Origin of the sequence: Methylobacterium sp. NPDC097929, assembly GCF_049543375.1 — a bacterium.
In the GTDB taxonomy this organism is placed as follows: Bacteria; Pseudomonadota; Alphaproteobacteria; order Rhizobiales; family Beijerinckiaceae; genus Methylobacterium.
The window spans coordinates 204,859-227,888 of the sequence record NZ_JBMVEP010000007.1 but is presented as its reverse complement, the minus strand read 5'-3'; the positions used below and the strand labels follow the sequence as shown (position 1 = coordinate 227,888).

The window sequence follows — 23,030 nt, the reverse complement described above, 5'->3', positions numbered from 1 at the left end:
TTCATTATGGTCATCGAGCCGGATCGCAATTCTGATATGGCAAATCGGGCCGGGATGAACTTGCAATTCTAAGACTTCCCTATGAGGCATGGACAAAAGTTAGCGTGCGGCGGGCAATCTTTCCCGCCATACCTGCATTCGAGCCCCGCCTCGGGACGCCAAGCTCTCACGAAGTTTCGAGTCGCCCGCTCGTCGCGGCGGATCGTCGAATGCTTGTCGTGAGGCTCCCGCGGACCGGCTCCCCATCAGAATCGAAAGACGCGGCGCGGCCCACGCGACCGCCAGGGAGAGACGCATGGCCAGGAAGACAGCGGGGCACGGCCCCCGCACGCTGATGCTCGCCGCCGCTTCGTCGCTGATCCTGTCCGGCCTGCTCATGGCGGCGCCCGCCTCGGCCCAGAAAACCGAGACCAAGGATGCCCCCAAGGCCGAAAAGGCCTCGTCCGGCGCCGCGGTGACCTGGGAGGACATCCTCAACGACCAGAACACCGACAAGGACGTGCTCATGTACGGCATGGGCATCAAGGCCCAGCGCTATTCGGGCCTCGACAAGATCAACACCAAGAACGTCAGCCTTTTGAAGCCGCGCTGGTCGTTCTCCTTCGGTGACGAGAAGCAGCGCGGCCAGGAGGGCCAAGCGCTGGTGCATGACGGCGTGATCTACATCACCGCCTCTTACTCGCGCATCTTCGCGCTCGACGCCAAGACCGGCAAGAAGCTGTGGTCGTTCTCGGCCCGCTTGCCCGACGATATCCGCCCGTGCTGCGACGTGGTGAGCCGCGGTGCCGCGATCTACAACGGCAAGATCTATTTCGGCGCGCTCGACGCCTCCATGTACGCGCTCGACGCCAAAACCGGTAAGGTCGTCTGGAGCAAGAAGTTCGACGACCACGCCGCCGGCTACGCCTATACGGGCGCGCCGAACATCATTAAGGACAAAAAGACCGGCAGGGTCGTCCTGATCCACGGCAACTCGGGTGACGAGTTCGGCGCACAGGGCAAGCTCTACGGCCGTGATCCCGAGACCGGCGAGGAGATCTGGATGCGGCCCCTCGTCGAGGGCCATATGGGCCGCCTCGCGGGCAAGGACTCGACCACGACGGGCGACGCCAAGGCGCCGTCCTGGCCCAACGACAAGGACGGCAAGAAGGTCGAGGCGTGGAACCACGGCGGCGGCGCCCCCTGGCAGACCGGCGTCTACGACGAGAAGACCAACACCTTCGTCATCGGCACCGGCAACCCGGCCCCGTGGAACCACCATTACCGCTCCGGCCCCGGCGGCGACTGGAAGCCCTACGACAGCCTCTACACCTCGGGCCAGATCTACATCGACCCGTCGAACGGCGAGCCGGTGGGCTTCTTCCAGCACACCCCGAACGACGCGTGGGATTACTCGGGCAACAACGAGATCATCCTGTTCGACATGGAGAAGGACGGCAAGACCATGCGCCTCGGCGCGCATGCCGACCGCAACGGGTTCTTCTTCCTCACCGACACCGACAAGCTCGCCGCCCGCGACGGCCAGATCAGCAAACAGACGGCGCTCGTCGCCGCCTACCCCTTCGTGCGCGACATCACCTGGGCGACGGGCTGGGACCTGAAGACCGGCCGCCCGATCGAGGTCGAGGGCCAGCGTCCGCCGGCCCCGGAGGAGGGCCAGGCCAAGGGCAAGTCGATCAAGGTGACGCCGAACTTCCTCGGCGGCAAGAACTGGAACCCGATGTCTTACTCGCAGCAGACGGGGCTCTTCTACATCCCGTCGAACGACTGGACCGAGGATTACTGGACCGAGAACGTCACCTACAAGGCCGGCTCGGCCTATCTCGGCCAGGGCTTCCGCATCCAGCGCAAGTTCGACACCCATGTCGGCGCGCTGCGGGCCCTCGACCCGAAGACCGGCAAGATCGTTTGGGAGCATCTGGAGGCCATGCCGCTCTGGGCCGGCACCATGACGACCAAGGGCGGGCTCGTCTTCACCGGCACCTCGGACGGCTACGTGAAGGCCTTCGACGCCAAGACCGGCAAGCAGCTCTGGGCGTTCCAGACCGGCTCGGGCGTGGTCTCGGTGCCGAGCACTTGGGAGATGGACGGCAAGCAGTACATCGGCATCTCCTCGGGCTACGGCGGCGCGGTGCCGCTGTGGGGCGGCGACATGGCCGACCAGACCAAGCTCGTCTCGCAGGGCGGCTCGTTCTGGGTGTTCGAGCTGCCGACCGACACCGCCTCGGCGCAGTGACCCAATGTGCGGGAAGGCTTGACCTTCCTGCCACCACGACCGGGCCGGCGCCACTGCGCCGGCTCGATGCGCTACATCCAAGAATCGGAAAAAGGGAGCTGACCCGATGTCGGCCCGGACCCGCGGCGCGCGGCGCGCCCTCCTGATCGCCGGCCTGCTCGCGCACGCCCTGCCGGCGGCGGCGCAGACGGTGGTTCACAACAAGGACGAGCGGCCCGACCCCTGGGTGGTCGGCGGCTGCACTATCGCGCCGGGCGCCAAATGTCCCGGCGCCGATCTGCGCCACGCCGACCTGAAGAACGCCGACCTCGGCGGGGCCGACCTCACCGGCGCCAACCTCGCCCGCGCGGATCTCCGCGGGGCGAACCTGCGCGGGGCCATCTTGGAAAAAGCCAACCTCAGCGGCGCCCAGCTCCAGATCGCCTTCATGCAGGGCGTGAAGGCTAAGGACGCCCGCTTCGTCGGGGCCAATCTCGACCACGCCCGCATCGTCGGCGGCGATTTCAGCGGTGGCGACTTCACGGTGGCCGACCTCGAAATGGTCCAAGCTAAGCGCGCCCAGTTCGTCGGCGCGCGCTTCATCGACACCGACCTACAGGAAGCCAAGTTCTACGAGGTCAATCTCACCGGCGCGGTGATGGACGGCGCCAAGATCCGCTTCGCGATCTTCCAGGACGCCTGGATGCAGGATTGCAAGGGCTGCCCGGTCCACTGGCAGACCGACAAGCCGGTCTGGGAGGCCTACCCGGCCGCCACCGCCCCCAAGCACGAGGACGAACCGCAGGCGGGCAAGTGACGGCGCGGCCGATGGCGCTCGCGATGCTCGGCACGGCCCTCTCGCTGCCGGCGCTGGCCGCGGGCGAGGCGGAGGCCGGGATGCGCGCCGCCTTCGCTAAGTGCCGCGCGACGGCGGACGGCACTGAGCGGCTGGCCTGCTACGACCGGCTCGCCGCCCATCTCGCGCCGCCCCGCTTCCACGGCCGCCTGACCGCGCAGACGGACCTCTTCGAGATCACCGCGCCGACGGTGCTGCGCTACGAGAGCGATGGCCCGATCTTCGTCCTCTACCTCAAGGACGCGGCCGGCGGCATCGTCCAGAACCTCCACATCGGCGGCGGCGGCAGCGCTACCCACCGCATCAACACGTCCGGAACCTACTCGCTGCAGGTCAGCGGGTCGGAGACGTGGCGCATCTGGCTGGACCCGGCCCCGTGAGCCGCCCGGCCGAAAATTTCTCCATCGAGACGAAAGGCATCCGCCGATGATCCGCACGCTCCGGGCCGCTGCCCTCGCCCTGCCACTGGCGCTCGCTGCGACCGCCCTCGTCCACGCCCACGGCGACGGCGCCCCCTCGGCCATCGACACCACCGGCCTGGAACCGCTCGGCGACAACGACCGCGACAAGAACCCCTATGTCGGCAACGCCAAGGCAGTCGAGATCGGCGCGTCCGGCTACAACAAGAACTGCGCCCGCTGCCACGGCATCGACGCCAAGTCCGGCGGCATGGCCCCGGACCTGCGCGAACTCGACAAGACGGAGGCCTCCGACATCTACTTCCTCACCCGCGTGCGGGGCGGCGCCCAGCGCGACGGCCGCTACCGCATGCCCCCCTTCGCCGACATCCTGAGCCAGGAAGCGATCTGGGCGATCCGCACCTACATCGAGAGTGAGGCCGACAAGGATCCGGCTATCGCGGCCAAGATCAATTGAGGATGCGCGTGCTGGCGCCCTCGGCCTCGGTGCTCGCGGCGGCGCTCTTGCTGCCCGTCCCCGCGCATGCCGAGGTCAAGGAATACCAGATCCGGCGGATGCTGATGCTGAAGACGGACTGCACCGTCACCGGACTCGACATCACCCGGATCGCCGACGATCCGCGCCTGCGCGAGCGCTTCCGCGCGACCTGCGAGAACGTCAGCCACTATCCCGACGGGGTCGAGATCGTCTGCCCCGACACCGTGGACGAGCGCGACTGCACCCTGCTCACCGCCAAGCGCGAGTTCCCCCATCTGAGACTGCTGGCGCGATGACGCCCCCCGCGCCCTGGCCCGGTCGCCTCTCGCTCGGCCTGCACTGGGGCGTCGGCACGGGCGTGCTCGGATTGATCGTCTTTGGCTTCTGGCTGCGCACCGTGCCGGGCGGGCCGGACAAGACCGCGCTCGTCCAGATCCACAAATCCGTCGGCGTACTCGTCTTTGCCGCCGCGCTCGCCCGCGTGGCGTGGCGGATGCGCGAAGGGTTTCCCGCCCCCGCCGGGCCGCACGCGCCCTGGGAGCGGCGTGGCGCAATCGCGCTCCACGTCTTCCTCATCGTGGCGACGCTGCTGATGCCGCTCTCCGGCATCCTGCGCTCGCTCGCCTATGCCCGGCCGGTCTCGGTGTTCGGGCTGCCGGTAATCCCGAAGCTTTTCGAGGCCAAGCACGAGACGCTCTACGCGGTGGCCTCCAACCTCCACGACGGGCTGGCGCTCCTCTTGAGCGCGGCGCTCGCGCTCCACGTCGCGGCGGCCCTCAAGCATCACTGGATCGACCGCGACGCCACGCTCGTGCGCATCCTCGGCCTCGCCCGGAGGACCGGGCGATGAGGCGTGCCGCTCTCGCCGCCGCGTTCGGTCTCGCCGTCCTCATGGGCGCCGCCCAGGTCGATGCCGCGTCCGATTTCGATAGCGACGAGACCACCGGCTACCGGGTGCAGAACTACCGCGCCCCGGTGACCCGCCCGGTCGAGGGCGGGACGCGGATCGATCTGCCCGCCCTCGACCGCCTGCGCGACGAGGGCGCGGTGCTGATCGACACCATGCCCCAGCGCGGCGGCTATGCCCCCGCCACCGGCGCGTGGCGCATCGTCGACCGGCGCGAGACGATCCCCGGCGCGACGTGGCTGCCCGAGACCGGCCGCGGCAGCCTAGAGCCGCGGCTCGCCGCCTACTTCGCCCGCCATCTCGCCCGTCTGACCGGCGGCGATCGGGGGCGCGCGATCGTGTTCTTCTGCCTCGCCGATTGCTGGATGTCGTGGAACGCGGTCAAGCGCGCCGCCGCCCTCGGCTACGGGCGCCTATACTGGTTCGCTGACGGCACCGACGGCTGGGCGGAGTCCGAGCGTCCCCTGGTCGAAGCCGTCCCACCGCCAGTCCCGTCCCTCGAAGACCGCTGAGCTGAGGCCCCGCGATGCCGTTCCTGTCTCCCTTCAGGCCCTTCATCGACCGGCCGCTCGCCCGCGCGGCGGCCCCATCCAGCGGCAGCCGCGACCCGCTCGATTCGCCGCTCTGGCCGACCATGGCCGAGCGCTATCTCGGCGGGCGTCGCGCAGTGTTCGACGACGCGGTGCAGGTGGTGCTGCCCCCCGTCACCGAAGACCAGACCCAGGTGCCGGTCACCGTCGATGCCCGCGCCCTCGGGGCCGCCGACGAGGTGCTCGTCATCGCCGACCTCAACCCGTTCCCGCTGACCCTGCGGCTGGAGCCGCTGGCAGCCAAACCCTTCGTGGCGTTCCGCATGAAGATCGAGCAGGGCACGCCGATCCGCGCCGCGGTGCGCAAGGGCGAGACCTGGCACGTGGGTGGGCGCTATCTCGATGCGGCGGGCGGCGGCTGCTCGGTGCCACCGGTGGTGGAGAAGAAGGTCGATTGGAAGAGCCTCGGCGAGACCCGCGCCCGGGTCTGGGACGAGGCCGACGGCCTTCGCCTGCGCCTTCGCATGACGCATCCGATGGACACCGGCATGCTCGCCAACATCCCGCTCTTCGTCATCGAGGACTTGAGCGTAGCCGACGCCGCCGGCACTGTCCTCGCCCGCCTCACCCTGCAGGAGCCGGTCGCCGACAACCCGACCCTGACGCTCCTGCCGGACCGCCCGGCGGCGGGCGAGGCCCTGACGTTGAAGGCGCGCAACACCAACGGCACGGTCTTCACGGTGCGGGTGCCGATCCCGCCGAATGCGGCTTCCGCGGCCGCTCCGGCCGCCGGGCAGGAGGGACGGCTGTGATGCGCGAAACCACGCTCACCCGCCGCGCCGGCCTCGCCCTCGGGCTCTCCGTCGCCGCTCTGCCCTGGCTCCCGGCCGAGGCCGCGCCGCTCACCTATCCCCTCGATCCGGTCGAGATCGCCCCGCGGGTCTGGACGATCTACGGCGCGCCCGAGCCGATCACACGCGCCAACGGCGGGGCGATCGCCAACATCACCGTGCTCGACACCAGCGACGGCGCCGTGCTGATCGATGCCGGCCCCTCGCACCGCTACGGCACGGCGCTGAAGGCGCTGGCCGAGCGCCTGACGGGCAAGCCGGTGGTGCGGGTCTACCTCACCCATATCCACGCCGACCACGTGCTTGGCGCGACCGCCTTCGAACCCGGCACCGTCAGCGGTGGGCCGGCGCTCCGCGGCGACCTGAAGCGCGCCGGCACCGACCTCACCAACGGCATGTATCGCGTCGCGGGCGACTGGATGCGCGGCACCGGCGTGCCCGAGCCCGCCCGGGTCGCGTCAGAGGGCGTCGAGACCATCGGAGAGCGCCGCTTCCGCATCCTCCCGCTCGCCGGCCACACCCGCGAGGATTTGTGCCTGTTCGAGGAATCGTCCGGCCTGCTCTTCCCCGGCGACCTTGTCTTCCTCGACCGCGCCGCCACCACCCCCGACGCCGATCCCGAGCGCTGGCGCGGCGCGCTGGCGAGCCTCGGCGAGATCGATCACCGCCTGCTGATCCCCGGCCACGGTCCGGTCGAGGCCGGACGCCGCGGCATCGACCAGACGCGGCGCTGGCTCGACACGGTCGAGGCGCGGATCGACGAGGGGTTTTCCCGTGGGCTCGACGTGACCGAGCTGATGGCCGAGCCCCTGCCGGACTGGACCGCCGGGCTCGCGGTGGCGCGCTACGAGTTCGCCCGCTCGGTGATGCACCTGCTGCCGGCCCTGGAGCGTCGCGACCTGCCACGAATGACTCCAGCTTGATCTGCGGCTCTGTCAGCCTGCCATGCCTTCGCGCGGGGGATCACCTCAACCGCGGTCGATATCGGAGGCTATCACCAGGGGAGTCGCGCTGCTTTGTCCAGAGGTCCGGTTAGCTCTGAGAGCGGCGATTTAGTGTTGGCAAGCAGAATGTCTGCTCCTGGCGCATTCAAGTCATGCCCGGGGACGTCCTCGCCGTCATGGGGCCGGCCTCCGCCGACGCGGCCGCCTCCGACCTAACGCTGAGCGTCGCCGGCACCCAGACCTGAGGGCGCCGGCGGGGTACGTGCTTCCCCGACTTTTCGTTACAGACCTCGGGCGCCGCGTTACGAAAGGCTGATGTAACGGGGCGCTCGGTTGCCATACGAACACCGGCCGGAGGGACACCCAAAACTGGGGAGTACGAACGTTCGGGCCAGGGAAGCCTTTACCAAGGCGGAAATCTCGGCTGGACGGCGATTCGACGAGCTGGGATCGTCGCCTCGAACAGGGAGGCCGCCATGTCGAATGCACACGCCATCGCCGAAGGTTTTGACGTCGGCTTCCAGCGCCTCGCGGTGGCGGCCTTCAACATGCACCAGGACCGCGTCGAGGCCCGCCAGGATGCCGCCTACGAGCAACGCGACCGTCGGCTCTCCGCCGTCGGGCGTGTGGCCGCCCGGGTGCGCGAGGACGCGGAGACGATCTCAGACCTGCAGGCCGAAGTCGCCCGGCTCCGAGCCGAGGCGGACACCTGGCGGGTGCGGGCCCTCGGCGCCGAGGGGCGGCTGGAGACCGTTGCCGGGGCGCTCCGGACGCTCCGGGGATCGCGCGCGGCATGACGGAATGCCCTCGCGGGCGCAGAGATGCTGACGGTATGCTCTCGTGTGCGCACAAGTGTGCACAGGGCAAGGCACAACGGTCCTGAGCAAGATTTCCACAAAAAAGTGAGGCCCGCCCCGGTCGCCCAGGGCGGGCCTCTTTTCGTCCGGCGGTGCGTGGCGGTCAGGCGGCGCGGAGGGCGGCCGGCTCTGGCTGGTCGTCGATCAGGTCCTGGAGGATCGCGAGCGCCGTTGCCTTCGGGTCCTCGGCCTTCGGCTTGGCCGGCTCGTCGGCGCACTTGCCCACGGGGACGATCTCGTTGCCGACCCGGGCGAAGCCACGCTGGAGCCGCGGCTCCCGGCAGAGCGCGAGGTTCGCGATGGGCCGCTCCCCGAGGGCATGCTCCCCGACGCGCTTGGCCCCGTGCTGCGTGAGCCGGTGCAGGTCGGCCGGCGGGAGTGCGCCGACCCACTTCACGATGTCGTCGGGCACGCCCTGCATGGAGGGAGCCGGGTGGCGGCCGCCGGAGAGCCTCGCGAGGGCGTAGTCGACGCAGCGCTGGCCGAAGTCCACGTCGAGGCCGGGCAGGTCGGTGCCGCCAGCCTTGGGGGCGTTCGCCACGTGGTCGAGGGATTCCTCGACGTCGTCGACCGGCGGCGCCAGGTTCGGGAAGAAGGAGCGCGCGACCCACTTGCCGCCCTCCCACACCGTCTTCGTCATCGAGGCCATCATCAGCATCACCATGACGGCCATCTTCCTAAGTGCGCGCATGTCGTCGTCCTCCCGTTCGTGCGGTCCCGGGACGATTTTTCCTCGTACGCACGCATACAAGAAGGGCCGTACGTGCGGATTTTTCAGCGCCCCCAGATCCGCGCGGCGGCGGCCTGGGCCTCGGGCGTGTCCGACCGGGCGACGGGCAGGCCGGCCTCCGTCATCTCGTCGTAAGCCGGCGCCCGGGCCCACACCTGACGGGCCGTGGCTCGCTCGATGATCGCCCAGTAGCCCCCCCACTCGCGGACGGTGTCGGCCTCAAGGCCGTGCCCCTCCGGCATCCGGAGGCGCGTCACATCGAGGGACAGCCCGGCCGCGTGGGCGAGCCGGCGATGGAGGCGCGCCTCGGCGCCCGCGGGATCGAGCTCGTCGGCCGCATCCGCCATCGGCACGTGCGCGAGGGAGCCGTCGGCGCCGAGGCGGACGATGTGGTGGATGCCGCCCCACGGGCCGGCGCCCTGAGAGGACATGCCGGCCGGCGTCGTCACGAGCAGCGTCCCGACGGGCAGGTCGAGCTCGTAGACGCCGACGAGGAAGAGGCCCGCCCCCTCCCAGCGGGCGGCCCTGAGCGGCCGGTCGTTGCACATCCAACCGCCGCTTCGTCGGGGAATTCGCCTGAGTCCTCCTCGACAAGGAGGCCCAGGACCGCATCGGCGCCATCGCGATGGAGATCGCCGCGGCCCGCTACGTCGCCGACGTGGCCGTCTGCGACGTAGCGGCCCACCGGGCCGCGGTCGAGGCCTCCGAGAAGCTGGGCGACGACATCCTCCTGGAGCTCGCCGCGCTGGACGAGATCGACACGAACCGCCTCCTGGACCCGGACGGCACGTGGCGGCTCCCGGCCGGGGCTGGCCCGCTCTGCCGCGAATGCGGCGGCGAGGCCCCGCACCGCTCCCGCCCGACGTGCGACGCCTGCGCGGGCGTCGGGCGGTCTCCCCTCATGCTCGGAGAAGCCCTGTGACCGCCACGCCCCGCCCCGCCGTCCGCCTGCCGCTGCGGCTCCCCCCGACCGTGCGGGGGGCCTGCGCCGCGGTCCAGACCGTTGCGCCGCTGCCCGAGCCCGTCGCCCCGGCGCCGGCCGAGGACACCCCGCTGCGGGAGGTCCTCGCCGATCAGGCGGCCGCCCTCGCCGAGGTCGCCGATCCCGCCGCCCTGGAGGCCGCCCGCCGGGAGTGGCGCGCCCGCGACATCGACGAGGCCCTCGACGGCGTGCTGGCGCGCTGCCCGCTCGACGCGGGGGAGCTCATGATCGACATGCAGCCGGCCAAGGATCACGAGCGCGGCCGCGCCCTGGGTCTACTGTCGGCCCGGTGCGGCGGTGCGGCCGCCCGGCTCAAGGCCTACCTCCGCGACGATTGGCATCCCCGCCACACGGAGCTCGCGGCCCTGCACGGCCGCCACATCGAGGCCGAAGGCCGCCTCCGGACCGAATCGCGAGCGCTTTCCCGCTAGGGGCCATGGTGCCTTTCTTGGCCGTACGTACGCTGGTCCCCGGGGCGGGCCGAGGGGCCCGCGAGACAGGGGATCAGGGACATGGCATTCAGCAGGACACCGTACGCAGACCGGATCGCGGCGGGCATGTCGGCGGCGGGCGGCGACCGCCACTTCGCGCCGGGGGCCGCCTACCGGCACGGAGGATTCGACGAGACGCATTGGATGCGGGAGGTCAACAAGGCGCTCACGGCGTCCCGACCGTTTTATCAGGTCTCCCCCTATATGTTCCCGAGGGGCGAAGTGCGCCGGGTTTGGCAGCTCCGCCACCATGCCGGCGCGAACCCGACGACGGTGACGGTGCTGACATCGTCGATCCAGCCGGAGCACACGTCGATCCAGGCGCTGGAGGCGATGATCGATGTCCATGAGCGCGCCTTGAAGCAGGGTGCCCGCGATGAGCGAGCCCGCCTCCAGCCGGCGCCGGAGGTGAAACGGGCTGCGCCCCGCGGCAGGACCCGGCGGGCGGCTCCCGAGGAGGCCGCGGCCCCCGGCATGCGTCCCTGACGCCAGCCGCCACCCCGAAAGCGAAGGGCCCCCCGGATCGTCTCCGGGGGGCCCTTTTTCATTCGGCGTCGTCGTCCTCGGGGTCCGGGCCGAGACGCTCCTCCGGCCTGGTCGGGTTCGCCGCCAGCCGGGGCAGGATCTCGTCGAGGGTCACCGGCCTGTACTGCCAGAGGTCGACGCCCACGTCGCACGATTGGCTGGTCCCCTCGAACTTGCCGTGGACGTGGCCGAACAGGTGCAGCGAGCCGTGATAGGCGCTGTCCCACGAGCGCATGGGGTAGTGGTCAAGGATGACCTTGTGCCCGCCGACGCGGACGGTGAGGCGCTCGTGGATGCTCTCCCACGGCAGTTCCAGGGTCCGCTTTCGGTCGTGGTTGCCGCGGATCAGGTGCTTCTGGCCGTTGAGGCGGGAGAAGATCTCCGCGCACGTCTCGGGGCTGGCCTTGTGGGCGAAGTCGCCGAGGTGGAAGACGGTGTCGCGCTTGCCGACGGTGGCGTTCCACGCCTCGACGAGCAGGCGGTTCATCTCCTCGACGTCGCGGAACGGCCGGTCCGAATGCCCGATGGCGCCGTGGTGGCCGAAATGCGTGTCGCTGGTGAAGAGCACGCGGCCGGTGGGGAAGCGGGGGTCGATGGATCGCTTGGTCATGGATGCAGCCTCCGTGGCGGGGCTGCGCGCGCGGCGTCACGCCCCTGGGATCGGGTCCGGGTTCGGGGAGTGGGCGCGTAATCGTTTCACCGGGGGCCTCTCGGGGCGCTGGGGAATCGCCAGGATCGCAGCTCGCGCCGGGCGGTCAAGCCATCGGCCAGGGCCGCCGTGCGTCACGGTGAAGGAAGCGTAAATGAAGGGCGGGAACGTCCACCGGGGACGGCTCCTGGTGGACGTTTCCGCCCCGTTGACCCGCGGCGGCTTGTTCCTATTTTGTTCTGCATGCGGAGGCGGGGCATGCACGGGTACGAGGACGTCGCGATCAGCGTGGCCGGCGAGGAGCGGGACGCCCTGTGGCGCGCCCTGGCCGAGGACCTGGCGGAGGCCTCGGGCCGCGGGCGGGGCCCGTCCGGGTTCGTGCAGGCCGAGCGCCCGGCGGACCTGGCGCGGGCCCTGGGGCGGGACCGGCGCGCTAGGCGGGGACGCGCTTCTTCCGCCTTGTCGCGGGCTTCCTGACCGGCCGCGGCGGCGGGGGAGGGAGGGGGACGCGGGCGAGGGCCTCCCGCTCCCGCTCGTAGGCCTCCAGGATCGCGGCGCCCCACAGGGCCATGCCCTCGGCCTTGAGGTCCATGCGCTGGGCCCTGTCGTAGTGCAACCTGGTTACAGCGGCGGTCCGCTCGCGCTCCTCGGCCTTGCCGTCGACGTGGTCGAGGATGGCCGCCGCGGCCCCGCCCAGCCGGCGCTCGCCGAGGAACGTCGCGAGCCCCCGGCGGACGTCGTGCGGGGTCCAGCGCCGGATGCCGTACTGCGCAAACAGGTCGATCTTCCCCGGGGCGGGCTTCCCCTCACGGAGCCCCTGCAGGCGGGCGAGGAGTTGGTTGAGCGCCAGGTAAGAGACGTGGCCGTCGCCGCGGCGGGACGGGAACGTCCAAGGGCTGGGCGCCTCGCGGTCCCGCGCGTCCTACTGCCGGTAGCGCTCGATCACGGCCCACGCCGCCGGCGGCACCGGCAGCGCGTGCGGCATCTGGGATTTCATGACCTCGGCGGGCCAGCCGACGGCGGCCCAGCCGGGCAGACTGTTCGAGAACTGCGGCACGCACGAACCCACCTGCGTCGTGACGAGGGCGCCCGTCCGCTGGCCGGTCAGGACGACGGCCCACAAGGCCCCGAGCAGCCCGGCGCCCGTCCGGTGCTCCGTCTGCCCGAGGGACCTGTAGCGCTCCGCGACGGCGAGCGTCCGGGCGAGCTCCTCGACGGTCGGCACGTGATCCCGCGTGCCCGAGGCGTAGTCGACGGTGAGCCGGTCCCACCAGGGCACCTCGACGTGGACGAGCCGGCAGCGGAGCGCCTGCTGCTTCCAGCCCCACGTCATGCACTCGCGGAATTGGTTGATGACGCGCTTGGCGGCGGACCGCTTGGTCCCGCCGTCCTCCAGCAGCCGCTGCTGGACGCCGAGCATGAGTTCCAGGTCCAGGGCGGAGACCGTCACCATCGACAGGCCGAGGAGCTCCGGGTGCCGCAGGTAGGTCGGGTAGCTCGACGCCCAGCGGCCCTTCAGCTTGGGCACTTTCCAGGCGAGGTAGGCGTCGACCAGGTCGCCGAGGACCCACGGCCCCCTCTTCCGGCGCTCCTCGGCGGTCTCGCTCTCGGGCTCCTCCTCAGGCCACGCGGCGTCCAGGGCCTCCTCCTCGCTGCCTGTCCGGCGCAGGACCTCCTCGAACAGCTTGGTCTCGGCCTTCGGCTGGTGGAGGCCGGGGACGGCGAGGCGGATGCGTTCGGCCTGGTCCCGGGCCTGCACCAGCGTGATGACCGCGCTGTCGCCGATGCGGACCGTTCCGGTCTTCGACTTCCGCATCCAGGTCGCCGCGTTCCGGGTCACGCGCAGGACGAGGCCGGCGCACTCCGTGTCCACGAGGTCGAGGCCGCGGCCGGGGACCTCGCCCTTCCGGATCATGGCGTGGGCGCGGTTCACGTGGCCCTTCGTCAGCGGCACGCGCTCCCGGGCGTACGAGCCCCGTCCTTCCTTCACGGCCATGCAGTCCCTCCCGGCGGATACCACCGGGATACCACCCGAGGCGAATCGCACCCGCAACCCCGGTATTAACCGTGGGAGGGCGATTTCCCCTTTATTTTCGGGCGGTTGGTTACCGAAACCCTGGGCGGATGGGATACCACGAACGCTGTTATTTCAGCCTTCCAAGCTGAATACGAGGGTTCGATTCCCTTCACCCGCTCCAACGCTTCCTGCCCCAACAAGTGACGATCTGCCGGCGGCCTGCGGATTGCCGCCGCCGCGGCGGCGCAGTCGCGACGGATGCGGCCGAGTTCTGACCGAGACCGGCCGCACTCCGATCCGAGCCGGCGCGCAAACCCACTGACAAGTCTGGAACGGGAATCCGACATCGGGCATTTCGAGCGGCGATCGCGCCGATGGCGCCCGGGAGTGCATCTTTGCGCAAGTCAGTGTTCCCGAGGGGCCGGGAAGCCGTTCTGCTTCTCGGTCTGACGACGCTGCTCGTCCTGAGCGCCGTTGCAGCGTTCTACCTCACGCGGCCCACGACCCTGACCCTCGCTGCCGCCCCGAACGGAGGCACCGAGCCGGCCCTGCTGCGCGCCTATGCCGACGAACTCGCCCGCAGGAAGACGGGCTTGCGTCTGACCATCGTCCCGTTCGACGGCGTGCGTGAGAGCGCGGAGGCGCTCAAGGCCGGCAAGGCCGATCTCGCGGTGGTCCGGCCGGACGTGTCGATGCCGGGCAACGGCCTGACCCTCGCGGTCCTGCGGGAACTCGCCGTCTTCGTTGCGGCGCCGGCCGCCGCCGGCATCGGGAACATCTCGGATCTTGCGGGAAAGCGCCTCGGGATGTTGGCCGGCCGCACCGCCGACAGAACGCTCGTCGGCAACCTCGTGGCCCATCATGGGCTGGAGGTTTTGACGGACGCTCCCGCCGGTGCCGTGCCGACGACCGCCCTGGCCCTCGTACCGGTGGCGGAGGCGGAGATCGTCGACGCCCTCGGCAGCGGACGCATCGACGCGATGATGCTGGTGACGACACCGACCTCGCCGGTTTCCCGACGGGTCGTCGGCCTCGTGCGCCGGGCGAGCGAGAACGGGGCGGTCGCGCTCGTCGGGGTGCCGGACGCGGCCGCGATCCTGGCGCGCTGGCCGCGCCTGCAGCCGGTGACGCTGCCGGCGGCTCTGTTTGGCGGCAATCCGCGTTTGCCCGCTGAAGAGGTTGCGACGGTCGGCTCGTCCTATCGGCTGATGGCGCGAGCCGACCTGCCGCGGAGTGTCGCCGCCGAGGTGACGCAGCACCTGTTCGAGATGCGCGCCGCCCTGGCGGAGAGCGTGCCGGTGGCGGAAGAGGTCACCCATCCGGCCTACGAGGACACCGCGGACGCCACCAGCGCCCGCCTGCCCATCCATCCCGGCGCCATCGACTATTACGAGCGCGAGCAGGAAACCTTCATCGAGCGCTACGAGAGCTGGATCTACCTCGTTGCCATCCTGGCCGGCGGCGTCGGCTCGACCTTCGCCTGGCTGCGGCAGCGCCTGGGACGCATCCGCCGCGAGCGGATCGAGGTCGCCACCGCGCGTCTGCTCGAACTCCGCTCGGAGGCGCGCCGCGAGGAGGACTCCGAGCGGCTGGAGATCATGGCGGCCGAGATCGACGATCTCGCGGCCAGCATCGCCCGCCACGCCCTGAACAGGCCGACGGAGCCGCGAACCCTGGGGGCGGCCAACGTCGCCATCGAGGCGGCGCGCTCGACGATCCGGCGTGCCGCGGCTCGCCTGCCCGGCGGCGGCGACACCCTCTGATGTCGCCGGCCTCGGCGGCGTGTTCCGCGCCTACGCCTTGACGAAGGCGAGCAGGTCGGCGTTGAGCACGTCCGCGTTCACCGTCAGCATGCCGTGCGAGAAGCCCGGATAGGTCTTCAGGCTGCCGTTCCGGAGGAGCTTGATCGACTTTTCCGCCGCAGCGACGATCGGCACGATCTGGTCGTCCTCGCCGTGCAGCACCAGCGTCGGCACGCCGATCGCCCTGAGATCCTCGGTCTGGTCGGTCTCCGAGAACGCCTTGATGCCCTCGTAATGGGCCTTGGCGCTGCCCATCATGCCCTGCCGCCACCAGTTCTGGATCACGCCCTGGTGCGCTGTCGCGCCGTCGCGGTTGAAGCCGTAGAACGGGCCGGCCGGGACATCGAGGAAGAACTGGGCGCGGTTGTCCGCCAGCGCCTTGCGGAAGCCGTCGAAGACCTCGATCGGCAGACCCTCCGGGTTGGCCTCGGTCTTGAGCATCAGCGGCGGCACGGCGCTCACCAGCACCGCCTTGGCCACCCGGCCCTGCGGCTCGCCGAACCGGGCGACGTAGTGCGCGGCCTCGCCGCCGCCGGTCGAATGGCCGATATGGACGGCGTTGCGCAGGTCGAGATGCTCGGTCACCGCCGCGGCGTCCGCCGCGTAGTGGTCCATGTCGTGGCCGTCCGAGACCTGGGCCGAGCGGCCGTGGCCGCGGCGGTCATGGGCGACGACGCGGTAGCCGTTCGCGACGAAGAACAGCATCTGCGCGTCCCAATCGTCGGAGGAGAGCGGCCATCCGTGGTGGAACATGACCGGCTGGGCGTCCTTGGGACCCCAATCCTTGTAGAAGATCTCGACGCCGTCTTGGGTGGTGACGTAGGGCATCACGGTCTCCGTTCGATCGATTGTTGAAAGGATTCCAAGGTAATTCTGGAGCGACGTGCCCCTGCCGCAGCGAGGGTTTGTCACGAAAATGTCGTGCGCGAAGGCATTCGACCGGAACGCGATCCAAGATCGATGCCAGAGAGTTCGAGGTGATCTTTCAGCGCATCGGCCAGCGCCTGCGAATCGGTGCGGGGGACGGCGCAGGTAAGCATATCCCGGCTGTCTGTGCTTGCGGGATTGCGGGCGTTACCGGGTGGGTAAGGCGTTTGGCGGATCGCCCTCCGTCGTCCAGGGTAAAGCCGGGCTCGAAAGGCTTAGGCCGTCGCGGCTCTCCGGCAGCGCGTTCGTCGTAGTCCGACGAGACATGACGGCCGGGGCGCCGAGCGTCGCGGGAACGCCGCCCTTTGAGGCAGGTCAGAAGTCGCTGGCGAGGCCCTTCACTTCCCAATCCTCGTAGCGCACGGGCTCGAGGCCGCCGCGTCCGAGCGTCTCGGGGCGCCGCGCGATCTCGGCGGCGCGGGCATCGATCGCCGCGCGCCGCTCGGCCGCCTCCGCGAGGGCGCGCTGCGCCGCCGGAGAGAACGGACGGCCCTTCGACTCGACCTTGGCTTCAACCTCGGCCGCGACCTCGGTTGCATCCGCATCGGTCATGCCGGTCTCCTTCGTTGCTTGCATCGCTCGCCTACAGATGTGACTGCGTCATCTCCGGGGCCAGTCCCCGCCGATCCATCCTGTCGCGAACGGCACGTCAAGCGTGGCACTCAAACCGAACCCCCGCACGCCGCCTTCCTTCGACGCCTCCGTGCCGGGCCTCGCGGCGCGCCACGTCGCGCGGGAAGCCGTGGCGACCCTGCTCGGGGCCGCCCGCGGGCTCGCCCTGGAGGACGCGCTGGCCCAGGCCGGGCGCGGGGTCAGCCTGGAGGCCGGCGAGGCCGCGCTCGCCCGTGCCATCGCCACGGCGAGCTTCCGCCGCCTCGGCTTCATCCGGGCGGCCCTGGCCGAGCGGCTGCGGGACGGCCTGCCCGAGGACAAGCCGCCGCTGCTCGCCCTGCTGATCACCGGCACGGCCCAGATCCTCGATCTGGCGGTGGCCGATCACGCCGCCGTCGATCTCTCGGTGCGGCTCGCCAAGGCCGATCCGCAGCTCCAGCACCTCGCCCCCCTGGTGAATGCCGTGCTGCGCCGGGTCGTGCGCGAGCGCGACGCGATCCGGGCCGGGGAGGGCGATCCGCTCGACCGCAACACGCCGGACTGGCTCGCGCGGCGCTGGCGCGCGACCTACGGCGAGGCGGAGGCGCGACGGATCGCGATGGCCCATCTGGAGGGCGCGGCGGTCGATCTGACCGTCCGCGGCGAGCCGGAGAAATGGGCGGAACGCCTGGGCGGCACGCTGCTCGACCTCGGCTCCGTGCGGCTGACCAACGTGCGCGAGGCCGTGGCCGAGCTTCCCGGCTACGCGGAGGGCGCGTGGTGGGTGCAGGACGCCGCTGCGGCGTTGCCGGTGCGTCTGCTCGCGCCCGCCTCCGGCGAGCGGGTTGCCGATCTCTGCGCGGCACCGGGCGGCAAGACCGCGCAGATCGCCGCCGCGGGCGCCGCCGCAACGGCGGTCGACCGCTCCGGTGCGCGGTTGGAACGCCTCTCGCGCAACCTCGAACGTCTCGGCCTCGAAGCCGAGGTCGTGACTGCAGACGCCCTCGACCTGCCGGAGGACGCCCCCTTCGATGCGGTGCTCCTCGACGCGCCCTGTTCGGCCACCGGCACGATCCGACGCCATCCCGACGTCGCCTGGACCAAGACCGAGGGCGACCTCGCCCGTCTCGTCGGGCTCCAGAGGCGGCTCCTCGACAAGGCGGCGCGCCTCGTGCGCCCGGGCGGGCGACTGGTCTACTGCACCTGCTCCCTGGAACCGGAGGAGGGAGGCGCACAAATTGCCGCCTTCCTCGCGCGCCATCCCGATTTCGAGCGCGTCGTCCTCACGCCGGATCGTGTCGCGGGCCATGCCGAACTGATCGACGCGGCGGGCGACCTTCGCACCCTTCCGAGCCATCTCGGCGGCGGCTCGGGTCGGGCCGGCGGACTCGACGGCTTCTTCGCCAGCCTTCTCCGGCGGCGCGATTAGGGACGACACCGGTCCTGGGCCGACCCGAGGGTCGGCTCCGGGCGTCCTCCGCCGCCTCTCAGCAGCAGGCGGCCTTCACCCCGACCCCGACCATGGCGAGGCCCGTGACGAGGGCGAGGCCGCCCGCCGTCTCCATGCGTGCCGTCCAGGCGGGGTAGCGCGGGGCGCGGACCGCGAGCGCGATTCCGCCCGATAGGCTGGCGAGGCTGAGCAAGACGATCATCTATCCTCCGGTTCCGATTGTTCGGCGGAAGTGCCGCCGCGGCGCGGCCGGGACCGGCCGATTCCGCGATCGGGCGTCCGACACGGGTCGCGCCAGGGCACCGGAATGCCGATCGCGCTCACTCTTCCCCACACCGTCTTCCACCGGGTTAACGCCCCAACCGCTCGATCGGGCATCCCCGCTGTTCCCGTTCTCCACAGGGGATAGTCCTCACCGTAATCCAGATCAGTTTCGCCCTTTGCTGACAAAGGCGGCGGTTCGACGTGTCATATGTTGAAAAAATAGACGTTAACCAATTGGTGAGCTTCGTAAACAATCCGTTAGCGACCTCCGTCGCTTTCGTCTAAGTTTCTCCTCACACAACGAACATCCCTCCGGCTTCGGCGACCCCATGTCCCACGTGTCCAGTCTCTGGGTGCGCTCTCCCATCGTGCTTGCAGGCGCAGCAAGCTTTCTTCTGCTGGGGACGGGGGCGGCCAGCGCCCACGTCAAATGGTTCTGCGCCTTCGACGTGGCCGGTCAGCCGCGAGGGCTCGAACAGGTGCTCTGCGCCGATTTCGAAGTGCTGACCGGGCTCGCCCTCGTCTGCCTGATGTTCGGCTGCCTCGCCGAGGGCACGCCGGTCGGCACCGCCATCCTCAACGCCCTCGACCGGGTGACGAGCCGGCTTCGCGAGGACAGCGCCCTGATCGTCCGGGCCGTGGTCGGGTTCTTTCTGGTCTCGCTGTGGAACATCGGCGGCACCATCCTGACGCCGGAACTGAAGACCGAGGCCGCCTGGATCCCGTGGCTCCAGCTCGCCATGGCCGTCTGCCTGCTCTGGAAGCGCACCCTGCCGCTCACCGCCGCCGGCATCGTCTTCCTCTTCGGCTTCGCGGTCTGGAACTACGGCGCCTTCCACCTCGCCGACTATCCGGTCTTCCTCGGCGTCGCCGCCTTCCTCACCCTGTATGCCTTCGACCGCACCCTGTTCGGCCAGCGCCCGATCGACGTCGTGCGCATCGCCGCCGCCATCACCCTGATGTGGGCCTCGGTCGAGAAGTGGGCCTACCCGCACTGGACCGACCCGCTGATCGCCGCCAAGCCCGCGATGACGATGGGTGCGACGCCCGAGCTCTTCATGCAGGCCGCCGGCGTGATCGAATTCACCCTCGCCTTCGCTCTGATCTGGACCCCCCTGGTGCGCCGCGCCTCGGCGATCATCCTCACGGCGGTCTTCGTCTCGGCGATCTTCGAATTCGGCAAGATCGACGCCATCGGCCACTCGGGCATCATCGCGGTGCTGATCGCCATCGCCGCCGACAACGCCCGGGCTCCCGTCACCCGCCGCGACGTGGTGCTCGCCCCGGTCTACTATGCCAGCGCCCTGATGATGTTCCTCGGCATCTATTACCTCGCCCACGCTGCCCTCTACGGCGAACTCTACGGGGTCGGCACGGGCATACCGACGATCTGACGACCGGGACGCTCAAGCGGAAAGAGGGATGGCGGGGGCTTCCGGGGTCGGAGGCCCCCGTTTCGTTTCGGGCGAGGGGCTGCGCCTGTGCTTCACCTCGATCGCGCAATGGAAACGAGCGCGAAAGTCTTCCGTCGATGTTCGCGCAGTTTCCAAATCGTTGATGCCCGAAGCGGGCCGCCGCCATCCGCGACAGGTTAAGGAACGGACAAGACCATTCCGTCCCTCGGCAATAGCATTTCGTTAAATACGCCCCGATGCATTTCGCCCCGACATGGCCGGTTTAACGCCGTGGCAAGCCGGCGCCGCAGAGACTGTGCTTCGAGAAAGACGCGGCATCGGACGGGATGGCATGAGACATCGTGAACAGACCGACGCGAACGCCCGGGACCGGGTGGACGGCGTCCGCCTCGTGCCGCAGGGCGCCGGCTCCGCTTCGGTGCGCGGCCTCGACTTCGCCTCGCAGGATTGCCTCGACCTTTCCGCCCATCCGGCGATCGTGGAGGCCGCCGCCGAGACGCTGCGCCGCTTCGGCGTCCGCAGCGTCTGCTCCGCCGCGGAGGCCGGCGATGCTGGTCTCTCCCTCTCGCTGGAGCGCCGGATCGCCGACTTCCTCCAGATGGAGGAGGCGATGCTGACCCCGACCGGCCGGGCCGCCGGTCAGACGGTGATCCGCGGCCTCGTGCGGCCAGCCGACCACGTGGTGATGGACGCCGCCATCCGCGGCGGCCTGCGCGAGGGTGCCGAGGCCGCGACTCGCCACCTCTCGACCTTCCGTCATCTCGACGCCGATCAGTGCCGCGCCCGGCTGCGGGCCATCCGCGCCCGCGACGGGCAGGGCGGCATCCTCGTCGTCACCGAGAGCCTGTCGCCGCTCGATTCGGGAACGCCGGACCTGTCCGCCCTGCGGGCTGCCTGCGACGCCTACGGCGCGACGCTCCTCGTCGATGTCTCGCAAGATCTCGGCTGCCTCGGCGAGGACGGCCGCGGCCATCTCGGCCTGCAGGACATGCTGGGGAAGGTCGATCTCGTCACCGGCAGCTTCTCGAAGAGCTTCGCCTCGAACGGCGGTTTCATCGCGGCCGGGACGCGCTCCGTCACCGCCTGCCTGCGCTCCAGCGGCATGACGGCCGGCACCGCGACCGCGCTCTCGCCGATCCAGACCGCCGTCATCCTCCGGGCCTTCGCGATCATCGACGGTGCCGAGGGCTCCGAGCGCCGGGCCCGCCTGATGCGCAACGTGCTGAACCTGCGCACCGCCCTGCGCGGGCAGGGTCTCGCGGTCTGCGGCGAGCCCTCGGCGTCGGTGTCGGTGAAGGTCGCCTCGGCCGATGTCGCCCGTCTCCTCGGCGGTCGCTTGGCCGAACTCGGCCTGCTGGCCGATCAGGCCGCCGGGCCGGAGACCATCCGTCTCCACGTCACCGCGGGCCATTCCGAGGCCGAGATCGATCAGGCGGCGGCCTGCCTCGCCCTGGCGCTGGATCGGACCGCGAGCGAACGGCGCCCCGTGATCCGCGTCGCGGCCTGAGTGCAAGACCGGTCCTGGGCACGAGCGGTCTTGATACCGAGCGGCGCCGATCCTCAGCGGTCGCCGCTCGCTCCCTTTTCCAGGCAGACGGGTATCGAGAGAACGAGGCCGCGCGCATCGGCCTCCCGGTCGACGGCGTCGAGCAGGGCGCGCGACGCGATCAGGCGCCGGTCGGTCATGCGATCGGTGAGGCGGTCGATCCAGAGCGGCCAGGTCTGTCGGGCCTGCACGGCCCGCCCCTCAAGGTCGCTGCGCACGATGCGCAGGTAGGGTAGGGCGTGCGGCCCGAGCCGGTCGAGGGCGGAGCGCAGATCGCAGCGGAATTCATGGGTGATCCGCGAGAGACCGGAATGGGCGGTCTCGTAGGCGCCGATCAGAGCATGGGCATGCCCGACCGCTTCCTGCGGGAATGAGGTGCGCAGCATGACAGGGCCCTCGCAGCGTCTCCTGCATCAATGCGCCGAATCGTGCCGGGTTCGATTCTCAGTGCCGCTCTCTTTCGAGGGACCTCACGATCTTCGCGGGTGATTCCAGTAGCTTGGCCGGAGGCCAGCTTCGCATGGCGCCTGCCCGCGACTTGTGCACCGCATTGTTGACACTCGGGAGCCGTGATGCGAGTGCGCCGCACCTTGAGCCGCCGGGGCTTCACCCCGGCGCTGCGGCGGCAGGACCTCATGACGCGAGCCTTTATTTTTCCCGGACAGGGCAGCCAAGCGGTCGGCATGGGCAAGGCGCTCAGCGAAGCGTCCCAGGCCGCACGGGCCGTCTTCGAGGAGGTCGATGAGGCGCTCGGCCAGCGGCTCTCGCAGCTGATGTTCGAGGGGCCGTCCGAGGAGCTGACCCTGACCGCCAACGCCCAGCCGGCGCTGATGGCGGCGAGTCTGGCCGTTCTGCGCACGCTGGAGGCCGAGCACGGCCTCGATCTGGCCCGGGACGCCGCCTGCGTCGCCGGTCACTCGCTCGGCGAATATTCGGCGCTGGCCGCCGCAGGCACCTTCTCGGTGGCCGATGCCGCCCGCCTCCTGCGCATCCGCGGCGAGGCGATGCAGCGGGCGGTCGCGCCGGGCGTCGGTGCGATGGCCGCGCTTCTGGGACCCGATCTGGTCACCGCAAAGGCCATCGCCGAGGAGGCCGCGCAGGGCATGGTCTGCGATGTCGCCAACGACAACGGCGCCGGACAGGTGGTTCTCTCCGGCCACCGGGAGGCGGTCGAGCGGGCGATGGCGCTGGCCCAGGGCCGCGGCGTGCGCCGCGCGGTGCTCCTCAACGTCTCCGCCCCGTTCCACTGCGCGCTGATGGCGCCCGCCGCCGAGGCGATGCGCAAGGCGCTGGCCGAGGTCGCGATGCGAGCGCCGGTCGTGCCCGTCTACGCCAACGTCACCGCCGGCCCCCTCACCGATCCCGACGCCATCCGCGACGCGCTGGTGGCCCAGGTTACCGGCACGGTGCGCTGGAGCGAGAGCGTGGCCGCCATGGCCGAAGCGGGCGTCGATCGTTTCCACGAACTCGGCGCCGGCAAGGTGCTGACCGGGCTCGTCAAGCGGATCGCACCGGGCGCCACGGCGAGCGCCGTCGGCACGCCCGACGACGTGGCCGCCTACGCCTGATCCCTCCTTCAACCGG

The 23,030-nt window shown here is 70.5% G+C and carries 27 protein-coding genes and 1 tRNA gene; 20 read left to right on the top strand and 8 right to left on the bottom strand.

The features are described from left to right. The first annotated feature begins 295 nt into the window (after positions 1-295). The 10 genes from ACPCJR_RS17850 to ACPCJR_RS17805 all read left to right on the top strand — a co-directional run bounded on the left by ACPCJR_RS17850 (position 296) and on the right by ACPCJR_RS17805 (position 7,997). Positions 296-2,236: a PQQ-dependent methanol/ethanol family dehydrogenase gene (locus tag ACPCJR_RS17850; protein WP_391512729.1), complete on the top strand. Its 1,941-nt coding sequence runs from the start codon at positions 296-298 to the stop codon at positions 2,234-2,236. Between the two features lie 106 nt (positions 2,237-2,342). Then, positions 2,343-3,032, top strand: a complete 690-nt coding sequence (locus tag ACPCJR_RS17845; protein ID WP_391512731.1) for a pentapeptide repeat-containing protein — start codon at positions 2,343-2,345, stop codon at positions 3,030-3,032. Positions 3,033-3,043: 11 nt separating this feature from the next. Continuing rightward, complete coding sequence (locus ACPCJR_RS17840; protein WP_391512733.1) at positions 3,044-3,451, top strand: hypothetical protein; 408 nt, start codon at positions 3,044-3,046, stop codon at positions 3,449-3,451. A 46-nt stretch (positions 3,452-3,497) separates the two neighbouring features. Further along, positions 3,498-3,947 carry a cytochrome c-550 PedF gene (gene pedF, locus ACPCJR_RS17835; protein WP_391512735.1) on the top strand — a complete coding sequence of 150 codons (450 nt, stop codon included), beginning with the start codon at positions 3,498-3,500 and terminating at the stop codon, positions 3,945-3,947. A gap of 2 nt (positions 3,948-3,949) precedes the next feature. Further along, entirely contained in the window at positions 3,950-4,264 is a 315-nt protein-coding gene (locus ACPCJR_RS17830) for a hypothetical protein (protein WP_391512737.1), read from the top strand. Then, on the top strand, positions 4,261-4,818 hold the full coding sequence (locus ACPCJR_RS17825; protein ID WP_391512739.1) for a cytochrome b: 558 nt from the start codon (positions 4,261-4,263) through the stop codon (positions 4,816-4,818). Before ACPCJR_RS17830 ends, ACPCJR_RS17825 begins: the two co-directional genes overlap by 4 nt. Beyond that, positions 4,815-5,387, top strand: coding sequence for a rhodanese-like domain-containing protein (locus tag ACPCJR_RS17820; RefSeq protein ID WP_391512741.1), 573 nt, complete (start codon positions 4,815-4,817; stop codon positions 5,385-5,387). The genes ACPCJR_RS17825 and ACPCJR_RS17820 overlap by 4 nt, the downstream gene beginning before the upstream one ends. Before the next feature lie 14 nt (positions 5,388-5,401). Continuing rightward, positions 5,402-6,217 (top strand): quinoprotein dehydrogenase-associated SoxYZ-like carrier, encoded by an 816-nt coding sequence (locus ACPCJR_RS17815; protein WP_391512743.1) that lies wholly within the window; start codon positions 5,402-5,404, stop codon positions 6,215-6,217. After that, a complete protein-coding gene (locus ACPCJR_RS17810) occupies positions 6,217-7,179 on the top strand; it encodes a quinoprotein relay system zinc metallohydrolase 1 (protein WP_391512745.1) in 963 nt (320 codons plus the stop codon). Before ACPCJR_RS17815 ends, ACPCJR_RS17810 begins: the two co-directional genes overlap by 1 nt. 497 nt (positions 7,180-7,676) lie before the next feature. Then, complete coding sequence (locus ACPCJR_RS17805; protein WP_391512747.1) at positions 7,677-7,997, top strand: hypothetical protein; 321 nt, start codon at positions 7,677-7,679, stop codon at positions 7,995-7,997. A gap of 163 nt (positions 7,998-8,160) precedes the next feature. Here the strand turns inward: ACPCJR_RS17805 and ACPCJR_RS17800 are convergent, their stop codons facing one another. Together ACPCJR_RS17800 and ACPCJR_RS17795 are read right to left on the bottom strand one after the other, a co-directional pair. After that, positions 8,161-8,748 carry a hypothetical protein gene (locus tag ACPCJR_RS17800; RefSeq protein WP_391512749.1) on the bottom strand — a complete coding sequence of 196 codons (588 nt, stop codon included), beginning with the start codon at positions 8,746-8,748 and terminating at the stop codon, positions 8,161-8,163. An 83-nt stretch (positions 8,749-8,831) separates the two neighbouring features. Next, positions 8,832-9,335: a hypothetical protein gene (locus tag ACPCJR_RS17795; protein WP_391512751.1), complete on the bottom strand. Its 504-nt coding sequence runs from the start codon at positions 9,333-9,335 to the stop codon at positions 8,832-8,834. 77 nt (positions 9,336-9,412) lie between these two features. Here ACPCJR_RS17795 and ACPCJR_RS17790 point away from each other — a divergent pair, with 77 nt between their 5' ends. From ACPCJR_RS17790 to ACPCJR_RS17780, 3 genes are all read left to right on the top strand, one after another. Continuing rightward, positions 9,413-9,709 carry a hypothetical protein gene (locus ACPCJR_RS17790; RefSeq protein ID WP_391512752.1) on the top strand — a complete coding sequence of 99 codons (297 nt, stop codon included), beginning with the start codon at positions 9,413-9,415 and terminating at the stop codon, positions 9,707-9,709. Continuing rightward, a complete protein-coding gene (locus ACPCJR_RS17785) occupies positions 9,706-10,200 on the top strand; it encodes a hypothetical protein (RefSeq protein ID WP_391512754.1) in 495 nt (164 codons plus the stop codon). Before ACPCJR_RS17790 ends, ACPCJR_RS17785 begins: the two co-directional genes overlap by 4 nt. 81 nt (positions 10,201-10,281) lie before the next feature. Beyond that, the gene (locus ACPCJR_RS17780) at positions 10,282-10,746 is read left to right on the top strand and encodes a hypothetical protein (protein ID WP_391512756.1); all 465 of its coding nucleotides are present in this window, start codon (positions 10,282-10,284) and stop codon (positions 10,744-10,746) included. A 58-nt stretch (positions 10,747-10,804) separates the two neighbouring features. Here the strand turns inward: ACPCJR_RS17780 and ACPCJR_RS17775 are convergent, their stop codons facing one another. Then, positions 10,805-11,395 (bottom strand): metallophosphoesterase family protein, encoded by a 591-nt coding sequence (locus ACPCJR_RS17775; RefSeq protein WP_391512758.1) that lies wholly within the window; start codon positions 11,393-11,395, stop codon positions 10,805-10,807. Positions 11,396-11,692: 297 nt separating this feature from the next. On the opposite strand from ACPCJR_RS17775, the gene ACPCJR_RS17770 reads away from it, so the two are divergent. Beyond that, the gene (locus ACPCJR_RS17770) at positions 11,693-11,911 is read left to right on the top strand and encodes a hypothetical protein (protein WP_391512759.1); all 219 of its coding nucleotides are present in this window, start codon (positions 11,693-11,695) and stop codon (positions 11,909-11,911) included. 445 nt (positions 11,912-12,356) lie between these two features. On the opposite strand, the gene ACPCJR_RS17765 is transcribed toward ACPCJR_RS17770, so the two are convergent. Continuing rightward, complete coding sequence (locus tag ACPCJR_RS17765) at positions 12,357-13,430, bottom strand: hypothetical protein (RefSeq protein WP_391512761.1); 1,074 nt, start codon at positions 13,428-13,430, stop codon at positions 12,357-12,359. Positions 13,431-13,554: 124 nt separating this feature from the next. On the opposite strand from ACPCJR_RS17765, the gene ACPCJR_RS17760 reads away from it, so the two are divergent. Beyond that, a tRNA-Gly gene (locus ACPCJR_RS17760) sits at positions 13,555-13,632 on the top strand. Positions 13,633-13,846: 214 nt separating this feature from the next. Continuing rightward, positions 13,847-15,214, top strand: a complete 1,368-nt coding sequence (locus ACPCJR_RS17755) for a TAXI family TRAP transporter solute-binding subunit (protein ID WP_391512763.1) — start codon at positions 13,847-13,849, stop codon at positions 15,212-15,214. Between the two features lie 30 nt (positions 15,215-15,244). Here ACPCJR_RS17755 and ACPCJR_RS17750 read toward each other — a convergent pair whose 3' ends face one another. Together ACPCJR_RS17750 and ACPCJR_RS17745 are read right to left on the bottom strand one after the other, a co-directional pair. Then, positions 15,245-16,081: an alpha/beta fold hydrolase gene (locus ACPCJR_RS17750; protein ID WP_391512765.1), complete on the bottom strand. Its 837-nt coding sequence runs from the start codon at positions 16,079-16,081 to the stop codon at positions 15,245-15,247. Between the two features lie 414 nt (positions 16,082-16,495). Continuing rightward, positions 16,496-16,732: a DUF1674 domain-containing protein gene (locus tag ACPCJR_RS17745; protein WP_391512767.1), complete on the bottom strand. Its 237-nt coding sequence runs from the start codon at positions 16,730-16,732 to the stop codon at positions 16,496-16,498. Positions 16,733-16,835: 103 nt separating this feature from the next. Here ACPCJR_RS17745 and ACPCJR_RS17740 point away from each other — a divergent pair, with 103 nt between their 5' ends. Next, positions 16,836-18,200: an RsmB/NOP family class I SAM-dependent RNA methyltransferase gene (locus ACPCJR_RS17740; RefSeq protein ID WP_391512770.1), complete on the top strand. Its 1,365-nt coding sequence runs from the start codon at positions 16,836-16,838 to the stop codon at positions 18,198-18,200. A 58-nt stretch (positions 18,201-18,258) separates the two neighbouring features. Here ACPCJR_RS17740 and ACPCJR_RS17735 read toward each other — a convergent pair whose 3' ends face one another. Continuing rightward, positions 18,259-18,423, bottom strand: coding sequence for a hypothetical protein (locus ACPCJR_RS17735; RefSeq protein WP_391512772.1), 165 nt, complete (start codon positions 18,421-18,423; stop codon positions 18,259-18,261). Positions 18,424-18,814: 391 nt separating this feature from the next. Here ACPCJR_RS17735 and ACPCJR_RS17730 point away from each other — a divergent pair, with 391 nt between their 5' ends. After that, entirely contained in the window at positions 18,815-19,879 is a 1,065-nt protein-coding gene (locus tag ACPCJR_RS17730) for a hypothetical protein (protein ID WP_391512774.1), read from the top strand. A gap of 352 nt (positions 19,880-20,231) precedes the next feature. After that, positions 20,232-21,407 (top strand): aminotransferase class I/II-fold pyridoxal phosphate-dependent enzyme, encoded by a 1,176-nt coding sequence (locus ACPCJR_RS17725; protein ID WP_391512776.1) that lies wholly within the window; start codon positions 20,232-20,234, stop codon positions 21,405-21,407. 53 nt (positions 21,408-21,460) lie between these two features. Here ACPCJR_RS17725 and ACPCJR_RS17720 read toward each other — a convergent pair whose 3' ends face one another. After that, entirely contained in the window at positions 21,461-21,832 is a 372-nt protein-coding gene (locus ACPCJR_RS17720) for a hypothetical protein (RefSeq protein ID WP_391512777.1), read from the bottom strand. Between the two features lie 249 nt (positions 21,833-22,081). Here ACPCJR_RS17720 and fabD point away from each other — a divergent pair, with 249 nt between their 5' ends. Further along, entirely contained in the window at positions 22,082-23,014 is a 933-nt protein-coding gene (gene fabD / locus ACPCJR_RS17715; RefSeq protein ID WP_391513090.1) for an ACP S-malonyltransferase, read from the top strand. Positions 23,015-23,030 lie beyond the last annotated feature (16 nt).

Excerpts from the sequence above, each read along its gene's own strand:
- ACPCJR_RS17850 (WP_391512729.1), top strand. The coding sequence starts at position 296 with ATGGCCAGGAAGACAGCGGGGCACGGCCCCCGCACGCTGATGCTCGCC.
- ACPCJR_RS17845 (WP_391512731.1), top strand. The coding sequence starts at position 2,343 with ATGTCGGCCCGGACCCGCGGCGCGCGGCGCGCCCTCCTGATCGCCGGC.
- ACPCJR_RS17840 (WP_391512733.1), top strand. The coding sequence starts at position 3,044 with ATGGCGCTCGCGATGCTCGGCACGGCCCTCTCGCTGCCGGCGCTGGCC.
- pedF (WP_391512735.1), top strand. The coding sequence starts at position 3,498 with ATGATCCGCACGCTCCGGGCCGCTGCCCTCGCCCTGCCACTGGCGCTC.
- ACPCJR_RS17830 (WP_391512737.1), top strand. The coding sequence starts at position 3,950 with ATGCGCGTGCTGGCGCCCTCGGCCTCGGTGCTCGCGGCGGCGCTCTTG.
- ACPCJR_RS17825 (WP_391512739.1), top strand. The coding sequence starts at position 4,261 with ATGACGCCCCCCGCGCCCTGGCCCGGTCGCCTCTCGCTCGGCCTGCAC.
- ACPCJR_RS17820 (WP_391512741.1), top strand. The coding sequence starts at position 4,815 with ATGAGGCGTGCCGCTCTCGCCGCCGCGTTCGGTCTCGCCGTCCTCATG.
- ACPCJR_RS17815 (WP_391512743.1), top strand. The coding sequence starts at position 5,402 with ATGCCGTTCCTGTCTCCCTTCAGGCCCTTCATCGACCGGCCGCTCGCC.
- ACPCJR_RS17810 (WP_391512745.1), top strand. The coding sequence starts at position 6,217 with ATGCGCGAAACCACGCTCACCCGCCGCGCCGGCCTCGCCCTCGGGCTC.
- ACPCJR_RS17805 (WP_391512747.1), top strand. The coding sequence starts at position 7,677 with ATGTCGAATGCACACGCCATCGCCGAAGGTTTTGACGTCGGCTTCCAG.
- ACPCJR_RS17800 (WP_391512749.1), bottom strand. The coding sequence starts at position 8,748 with ATGCGCGCACTTAGGAAGATGGCCGTCATGGTGATGCTGATGATGGCC.
- ACPCJR_RS17795 (WP_391512751.1), bottom strand. The coding sequence starts at position 9,335 with ATGTGCAACGACCGGCCGCTCAGGGCCGCCCGCTGGGAGGGGGCGGGC.
- ACPCJR_RS17790 (WP_391512752.1), top strand. The coding sequence starts at position 9,413 with ATGGAGATCGCCGCGGCCCGCTACGTCGCCGACGTGGCCGTCTGCGAC.
- ACPCJR_RS17780 (WP_391512756.1), top strand. The coding sequence starts at position 10,282 with ATGGCATTCAGCAGGACACCGTACGCAGACCGGATCGCGGCGGGCATG.
- ACPCJR_RS17775 (WP_391512758.1), bottom strand. The coding sequence starts at position 11,395 with ATGACCAAGCGATCCATCGACCCCCGCTTCCCCACCGGCCGCGTGCTC.
- ACPCJR_RS17770 (WP_391512759.1), top strand. The coding sequence starts at position 11,693 with ATGCACGGGTACGAGGACGTCGCGATCAGCGTGGCCGGCGAGGAGCGG.
- ACPCJR_RS17765 (WP_391512761.1), bottom strand. The coding sequence starts at position 13,430 with ATGGCCGTGAAGGAAGGACGGGGCTCGTACGCCCGGGAGCGCGTGCCG.
- ACPCJR_RS17750 (WP_391512765.1), bottom strand. The coding sequence starts at position 16,081 with ATGCCCTACGTCACCACCCAAGACGGCGTCGAGATCTTCTACAAGGAT.
- ACPCJR_RS17745 (WP_391512767.1), bottom strand. The coding sequence starts at position 16,732 with ATGACCGATGCGGATGCAACCGAGGTCGCGGCCGAGGTTGAAGCCAAG.
- ACPCJR_RS17735 (WP_391512772.1), bottom strand. The coding sequence starts at position 18,423 with ATGATCGTCTTGCTCAGCCTCGCCAGCCTATCGGGCGGAATCGCGCTC.
- ACPCJR_RS17730 (WP_391512774.1), top strand. The coding sequence starts at position 18,815 with ATGTCCCACGTGTCCAGTCTCTGGGTGCGCTCTCCCATCGTGCTTGCA.
- ACPCJR_RS17725 (WP_391512776.1), top strand. The coding sequence starts at position 20,232 with ATGAGACATCGTGAACAGACCGACGCGAACGCCCGGGACCGGGTGGAC.
- ACPCJR_RS17720 (WP_391512777.1), bottom strand. The coding sequence starts at position 21,832 with ATGCTGCGCACCTCATTCCCGCAGGAAGCGGTCGGGCATGCCCATGCT.
- fabD (WP_391513090.1), top strand. The coding sequence starts at position 22,082 with ATGACGCGAGCCTTTATTTTTCCCGGACAGGGCAGCCAAGCGGTCGGC.